This is a genomic window from Micromonospora vulcania, assembly GCF_042658605.1.
Lineage (GTDB): Bacteria > Actinomycetota > Actinomycetes > Mycobacteriales > Micromonosporaceae > Micromonospora > Micromonospora vulcania.
Genome location: NZ_JBHSQS010000042.1, coordinates 22,168 through 28,401, shown reverse-complemented (window position 1 = coordinate 28,401; position 6,234 = coordinate 22,168). Strand labels below are relative to the sequence as shown.

Annotated in this window: 6 protein-coding genes; 3 read left to right on the top strand and 3 right to left on the bottom strand. The window is 69.9% G+C overall.

The annotated features are described in order from the left end of the window. Positions 1-121 precede the first annotated feature (121 nt). Positions 122-739 (bottom strand): HD domain-containing protein, encoded by a 618-nt coding sequence (locus ACFQGL_RS31305; RefSeq protein WP_377516262.1) that lies wholly within the window; start codon positions 737-739, stop codon positions 122-124. Positions 740-960: 221 nt separating this feature from the next. On the opposite strand from ACFQGL_RS31305, the gene ACFQGL_RS31300 reads away from it, so the two are divergent. Both ACFQGL_RS31300 and ACFQGL_RS31295 read left to right on the top strand, forming a co-directional pair. Further along, the gene (locus ACFQGL_RS31300) at positions 961-1,287 is read left to right on the top strand and encodes a hypothetical protein (RefSeq protein ID WP_377516261.1); all 327 of its coding nucleotides are present in this window, start codon (positions 961-963) and stop codon (positions 1,285-1,287) included. Between the two features lie 164 nt (positions 1,288-1,451). Continuing rightward, positions 1,452-3,257 (top strand): glycosyltransferase, encoded by a 1,806-nt coding sequence (locus ACFQGL_RS31295; RefSeq protein WP_377516260.1) that lies wholly within the window; start codon positions 1,452-1,454, stop codon positions 3,255-3,257. 12 nt (positions 3,258-3,269) lie between these two features. Here the strand turns inward: ACFQGL_RS31295 and ACFQGL_RS31290 are convergent, their stop codons facing one another. Then, positions 3,270-4,229 carry a DNA polymerase domain-containing protein gene (locus tag ACFQGL_RS31290; protein ID WP_465263550.1) on the bottom strand — a complete coding sequence of 320 codons (960 nt, stop codon included), beginning with the start codon at positions 4,227-4,229 and terminating at the stop codon, positions 3,270-3,272. Then, the gene (locus tag ACFQGL_RS31285; protein ID WP_377516259.1) at positions 4,226-5,701 is read right to left on the bottom strand and encodes an MFS transporter; all 1,476 of its coding nucleotides are present in this window, start codon (positions 5,699-5,701) and stop codon (positions 4,226-4,228) included. Before ACFQGL_RS31285 ends, ACFQGL_RS31290 begins: the two co-directional genes overlap by 4 nt. Positions 5,702-5,777: 76 nt before the next feature. On the opposite strand from ACFQGL_RS31285, the gene ACFQGL_RS31280 reads away from it, so the two are divergent. Beyond that, positions 5,778-6,212, top strand: a complete 435-nt coding sequence (locus ACFQGL_RS31280) for a winged helix-turn-helix transcriptional regulator (RefSeq protein ID WP_377516258.1) — start codon at positions 5,778-5,780, stop codon at positions 6,210-6,212. The last annotated feature ends 22 nt before the right edge of the window (positions 6,213-6,234 follow it).

Here is a 6,234-nt window from a genome sequence, read left to right as displayed (position 1 = left end):
AACCGGCATCACGCCCGCGACAGCACCCGCCCACTGGCACTACTCGGCATCACCTGACGACTTTGCCGGGGCCCTGGGTGAGAGCCTGCTGAATCAATGGTTCACTCATGCGCTGCCCTTCTTAGCCGTCTGCGAGGTGACCTTCCGCTACAGCCTGACTGATCATCCGTCGATTCAAGTCAGCAAGTGGACCAAGCGATGTGGCGACGCGCTCCAGCCGTTTCGTCACCTTCGAAGCCGACACCGAATGCTCGCGCCACGACGAGTTCTCCGGGTTTACGAAGTTGAGCAGGATCGGAAGAAATGCATCTATCCCCTTCACGAATCTTGCTTCCGGAGTGCTTTGGCTCTCGTATTCCTCCCATAGGCCCGCGAGGAGAGTCGCGCCCGGTCCCGGAAACTTGGAACAAATCTCTGCAACAGCGGACTCTTCTCGTGACTGCTGCCCCGCCACGTCGTTGCCGAATGCAAATGTGTCTCCCACGAAGGCCTCGACCACATCATGAACGGTCGCCAGCAAGACGGCGCGGGAGATATCCACGTCAGTCGGGCAGTACTGCGCCAGAAGAACGACGCCGATACCGATGTGCCACGAATGTTCCGCGACCCTCTCTTTTCGCGGCGAGCATCCCAGTGGATTCTGCCGTTCAAGCTCTTTAAGGCTTTCGAGGCGACGGAGCAACGATACTTCTACAGGAAGGGAGTCTAGGATTTCTTCTCGCGAGTCGGGTGACGCCACCGGGTAGTCTCCTTGCGGTCCGGACCGGCTTGTGGTTGGTTGTCGAACGCAGTACCAGTATGTCGCCGCAGTAGCACGCGGAGCAATCCGCTTCACGGCTGATCCAAACGCTGTCGATCATCGAACGACGAGTACGGGGCGATCACTGGCATGAGTTGATCAATATCCGGGCCACTCCGAGCGCCCGAAGTGCAGGGTGAGCAACGAAGACCTTCCGAGGGATGATCTTGATCGATGACGATGCTGACGGCAATCGGCTCTGGATCGACGAGTTGCGTGCGCAATTCGAGCAGGAGCGGTTCTACCAGGACAATCGGGCGGCTGCCGAAAGTGCCTACGCCCTCGCCGTCCGGCTGCGTGCGGCAAACCGGTTGGATGAGGCTTGCAGTTACGCTCGGACCTGTCTCCAACTCGCCGAGCAACTGCCGTCTACTACTCTTGAGGATGTCGTAACGACCCGGCAAGCCGTCGGCGGCGTGCATCTGCCGGAGTACTTTCACGACGGGGTGGTCCGCGCCCGCTTGGCCGACCTTCTGGCCCCGACGTAGGACCGCTCCGCGTTCTGCCGGTCCAGTTCCGCAGCTAGGGCGGCCTCTTGGGTTAGCGTTCGAGGAATGCCTGTTCGGCCCTCGCGACGAGGTGGCGGTAGATCCGAGGGGCCTCGGCCGATCAGGCCTCGGTGCGACAGCACCCGTGGAGCGGCGGGGCGGCAATGATCATCACGCTGGTCATCGACACGTTCAACATCGACAACAACGGCACCACGGTATCGGCGATGCGATTCGCCGCCACCCTCATCTCGCGTGGGCACACCGTACGTGTGGTCACCTGCGGCGATCCGGCCGACGCGACCGGGAATGGTGGAGAGGGCCCGGAGCTGTTCCTGGTACCCGAGCTCGTGGTGCCGATCGCGAGCCGCCTCGCGCACCGTCAGAACACCGTGTTCGCCAAGCCGGTCCGAGATGTCCTGGTCGCAGCGATCCAGGGCGCCGACGTCGTGCACATCTACCAGCCCTGGCCGCTGGGCCGTGCCGCGGAACGGATCGCGCGCCAGCTCGGCGTCCCGGCCATCGCCGCATTCCACATCCAGCCCGAGAACATCACGTACAACATCGGTCTGGGCTGGTTCCCGCCGGCGGCGCATCTCGTGTACGTCCTCCTGCGCCTGCTCTTCTACCGGCGCTTCGCCGACATCCACTGTCCGTCGACCTTCATCGCGGCGCAGCTGCGCCACCACGGGTACCGGGCACGGTTGCACGTCATCTCCAACGGCGTGGACAGCAGCTTCCGGCCCGGCCCGGCCCGGGTACGCGGTGCCGAGGAGCCGTTCCGGATCCTCATGGTGGGCCGCTTCTCCCCGGAGAAGCGGCAGGATGTGCTGATCCGGGCCGTGCGGCGAGCACGTCACGCGGCGCGCATCGAGGTGCACTTCGCGGGGCACGGCCCACGGGAGAAGCGCCTGCGCCGGATGGCCTCGAGGCTCGTGAACCCCACCCGGTTCGGCTACTACTCACAGGCCGAGCTGCTCGACCTCATCCGCGGCTGCGACCTCTACGTGCACGCCTCCGATGTCGAGATCGAAGGGGTGTCCTGCCTGGAGGCGATCGCCTGCGGGCTGGTGCCGGTCATCTCCGACAGTCGCCGGAGCGCCACCAGCCAGTTCGCCCTGGAAGCGGGCAACCTGTTCCGCGCCGGTAGCCCGTCGTCGTTGGCCGAGCGGATCGACGGCTGGATCGACGATCCGGCGGCCCTCGCCGCGGCGTCGGCCCGCTATGCCCGTCACGCGGAGCTCTACGCGGTCGACCGGAGCGTCAAGGCCATCGAGCGGGTGTATGCGCGGGTGGGCCACGCACCGGAGGCACCGGCCGGCTACGCCGGACGGCCGTACCGGCTGTTGTCGAGCGTCTTCTACTACGCGATAGCGATCCCGCTCCTCTTCCTCTGGACGCGGCTGGTCCTCGGCGTCCGCAGCGAGGGCGGAAACCGGCTCCCCCGGGTCGGCGGCGTACTCACGGTGTGCAACCACGTGCACCCGCTGGACAGCGCACTCGTCGCGCTCGCCATGTTCCCGCGCCGGCTCGTCTTCACCTCGGCGCCGATAAACCTGCAGAACCGCTGGTACGGCGGTCTGGTGCGGCTGCTGGGCGGGGTCGCGGTGCCGCGTACCCCTGCCGGTCTGCCGCTCTTCTTCTCCGAGATGGAGCTCTTCCTCGCCAAGGGACGGGTGGTGCATTTCTTCCCCGAGGGCGAGCTCAAGCCGTACGACACCAGCCTGCGCGACTTCAAGCGGGGCGCGTTCCACCTCGCCGCCCAGGCACGGGTACCCGTGGTGCCGTTGTCGATCCGCTTCACTCCGCCGACCGGTGTGGGGCGGATGTTCCGGCGCAAACCCACGATGGTCATCGGCATCGGTGAGCCCATCGTCCCGACGATGACCGATCCGCGCAGTGACCGGCGGATCCGGATGGAGCTCGCCCGACGCCGCATGCACGATCTGATCACGCGTGCGGCGCTGTGAGCGCCCGTACCGTCAGTCGGCTTGGCGGCGGGCGCGGGCCCGGCGCTTGCCCTCGTGCATGGCCTGGACGCGGGCCACCGGAATGGCCCGTCCCTCGGCCACCAGCTCGGCGGGCAGCGGCTGCGGCGCCGGCATCAGCTCGGCCCACGGGTCGGCCTCGGCCACCAGCGGCGGCACGGTCCGGATGGTGAAGTCGGCCGGGGTCACCTCGGTCAGGTCGGCCCAGTCGACCGGGAAGGAGACCGGCATCCCGGGGCGCAGCCGTGGGCTGTACGTGGACACCACGGTCGCGCCGCCGGCCCGGGTGGCGTCCACGAACACCCGGCCGCCCCGGTCCTCCTTGATGTACGCCGTGGTGGCCAGCGCCGGGTCCAGCCGCTCGGCGCGGACGGCGAGGGCCCGGGTGGCGGCGGCCAACTCCTCCGCCGAGGGATCGCCGGCCACCGGGACGAAGACGTGCACGCCCTTGGCGCCGCTGGTCTTGACCGCCCCGCTCAGGCCGACGTCGGCGAGCGCCTGGCGGACCAGCAGCGCCGCACCGACCGCCACACCGAACCCCGCGCCCTCGGGCGGGTCCAGGTCGAGCACCAGATGGGTCGGACGCTGCGGTGCCGCCGCGGTGGCCAGCGTCGGGTGGTACTCCACCGCCCGCTGGTTGGCGAACCAGAGCAGGGTGCGCCGGTCGTCGCAGAGGGCGTACGAGATCTCCCGGTGCGACGCCTCCGCCCAGACCGGCACCCGGGCGACCCACTCCGGGGTGTACCGGGGCAGGTTCTTCTGCATGAACGGCGGCTGTCCGGGACGGACCCGGATCACCGACAGCGGCCGGTCGCGCAGCTGCGGCAGGATCCGGTCCCGGACCGCGTCCAGGTAGTCGACCAGCTCGCGCTTGGTCACGTCGGCGCGGTCGGACAGCGGCTGGTCCAGGTTGGTCAGGGCCACGCCGTCCCGGGTCTCGTCAGCCTCGCTCACCCGATCACCCTCTCGGCACCGGGGCCCTCGGTCAACCGGACGCGGCGCTTCGGCTCGGATCCATCTCGGCTCGCCGTGTTGCGGGGCAGCGTGGTGAGCGCGACCAGGAGCGCGGCGACCACGAGGACAGCGGCCACGGCGAACGCGAGCCGGTAGCCGGCGGCCAGCGCGGCGGTCTCGACCCAACCGTCGGCCCGCAGCCGGTCGGCGCGGGCGGCGGCCAGGGTGGCCAACGCGGCCAGCCCCACCGCGCCGCCGACCTGCTGGGTGGTGTTGGCCAGCCCGGAGGCGAGCCCGGCGTCGGCGTCGGTGGCCCCGGCCATCGCCAGCGTCGTGACCGCCGGCAGGGTCAGACCGCCGGCCACCCCGAAGACCAGCAACGACGGGAGTACGTCGGCGACGTAGCCGCCGTCGGCCGGCAGCCGGGCGAGCAGCAGGAAGCCGACCGCCGCCAGGCCGAGCCCGGCGAGCAGGACGGTTCGGGCGCCCCACCGGGCGATGAGTCGACCGGCCAGGCCGAGCGACACCACCGCGATCACCACCGGGGTGGGCAGGAAGGCCCAGCCGGTCTCCGCCGGGTCCAGCCCGAGCACCAGTTGCAGCTCCACGGCGAGCAGGAACTGGAAGCCGAAGAACGCCGCGACCATGAGGAGCTGCACGGCGTTCGCCGCCACCAGGCCCGGTACCCGCAGCACCCGGGGTGGCAACAGCGGGTTGGCCACCAGCCGCTGCCGTACCGCGAACGCGCCCAGCAGCAGGGCCGCGACCGCGGCCGCGCCGAGCGTGCGCGGGCTGGTCCAGCCGTGCGTGCCGGTCCCCACGATGCCCAGCACGAGGGCCATCAGGCCGGCGGTGGCGAGCAACGCGCTGGGCAGGTCGAGGCCCGCGCGCAGCCCGATCCTCCGCTCGGCGGGGAGCCGGCGGAGGGCGGCGAGCAGGATGGCCACCCCGATCGGCAGGTTGACCAGGAAGATCGACCGCCAACCGGCCAGCTCGGTCAGCAACCCGCCGGCCACCGCGCCGACCGACGCGCCGGCCGCCCCGGTGAAGCTGAAGACGGCGATGGCGCGGGCCCGCTCGGCCGGCTCGGGATAGAGCCGGACGATCATGCCGAGGCTGACCGCCATGGCCAGCGCGCCGCCCACGCCCTGGCCGAAGCGCGCACCGACCAGCAGGGCCGGCCCGGTGGCCGCCGCGCAGGCCAGCGAGGCCAGGGTGAACAGCGCGACGCCGGCCAGGAAGACCGCGCGTCGGCCGAGCAGGTCGCCGAGGCGACCGGCGAGCAGCAGCAGCCCGCCGAACGCGACCAGGTAGGCGTTGACCACCCAGGCCAGGCCGGCGGCGGTGAAGTCCAGGTCGCGTTGCACGGCGGGCAGAGCCACCGAGACGACACTGCCGTCCAGGATGATCATCAGGCTGCCGGCGCAGAGCACGAGCAGCGCCGGCCAGCGGGATGGGGCGGGACGGTCCATCGGTACGCCTCCTTGGTGCATGGTTTGTTACCGACGTCATCGTCTGTGACCATGAACCGGAGCGGAAGGAGGCACTGTGATGTCCCAGAGGAACAGCGATGTGTCCGCGCTGGTCGAGGCCGAGGTGTGCTGCACGGCCGAGAACGTGCCGTTCGCGCCGGGGCAGGCCCGCGCGTGCACCGTCCGCCAGGTGCTCGACCGGGTCGGCGGCAAGTGGAGCATCGGCATCCTGGTGGCCGCCTCGCACGGCCCGGTGCGCTTCACCGAGCTGGAGCGGGAGATCGACGGGATCAGTCGCCGGATGCTCACGCTGACCCTGCGCAACCTGGAGCGCGACGGGCTGCTGCGCCGCAAGGTCTACCCGACCGTGCCCCCGAAGGTGGAGTACACCGCCACCGAGATGGCGCTGGAGCTCTACGAGTCCCTGGTGGCGCTGACCAACTGGGCCGAGCGGCACCGCCGGGCCATCGCCGAGGCGCGGACCGGGTACGACCTGGAGCACGCCGGCTAAACACGGTCGAGGTGTGGGGAAC

What these genes read in the sequence shown, in the direction of transcription:
- ACFQGL_RS31295 (WP_377516260.1), top strand. Translation starts at nt 1,452, where the DNA reads ATGATCATCACGCTGGTCATCGACACGTTCAACATCGACAACAACGGC.
- ACFQGL_RS31285 (WP_377516259.1), bottom strand. Translation starts at nt 5,701, where the DNA reads ATGGACCGTCCCGCCCCATCCCGCTGGCCGGCGCTGCTCGTGCTCTGC.
- ACFQGL_RS31300 (WP_377516261.1), top strand. Translation starts at nt 961, where the DNA reads ATGATCTTGATCGATGACGATGCTGACGGCAATCGGCTCTGGATCGAC.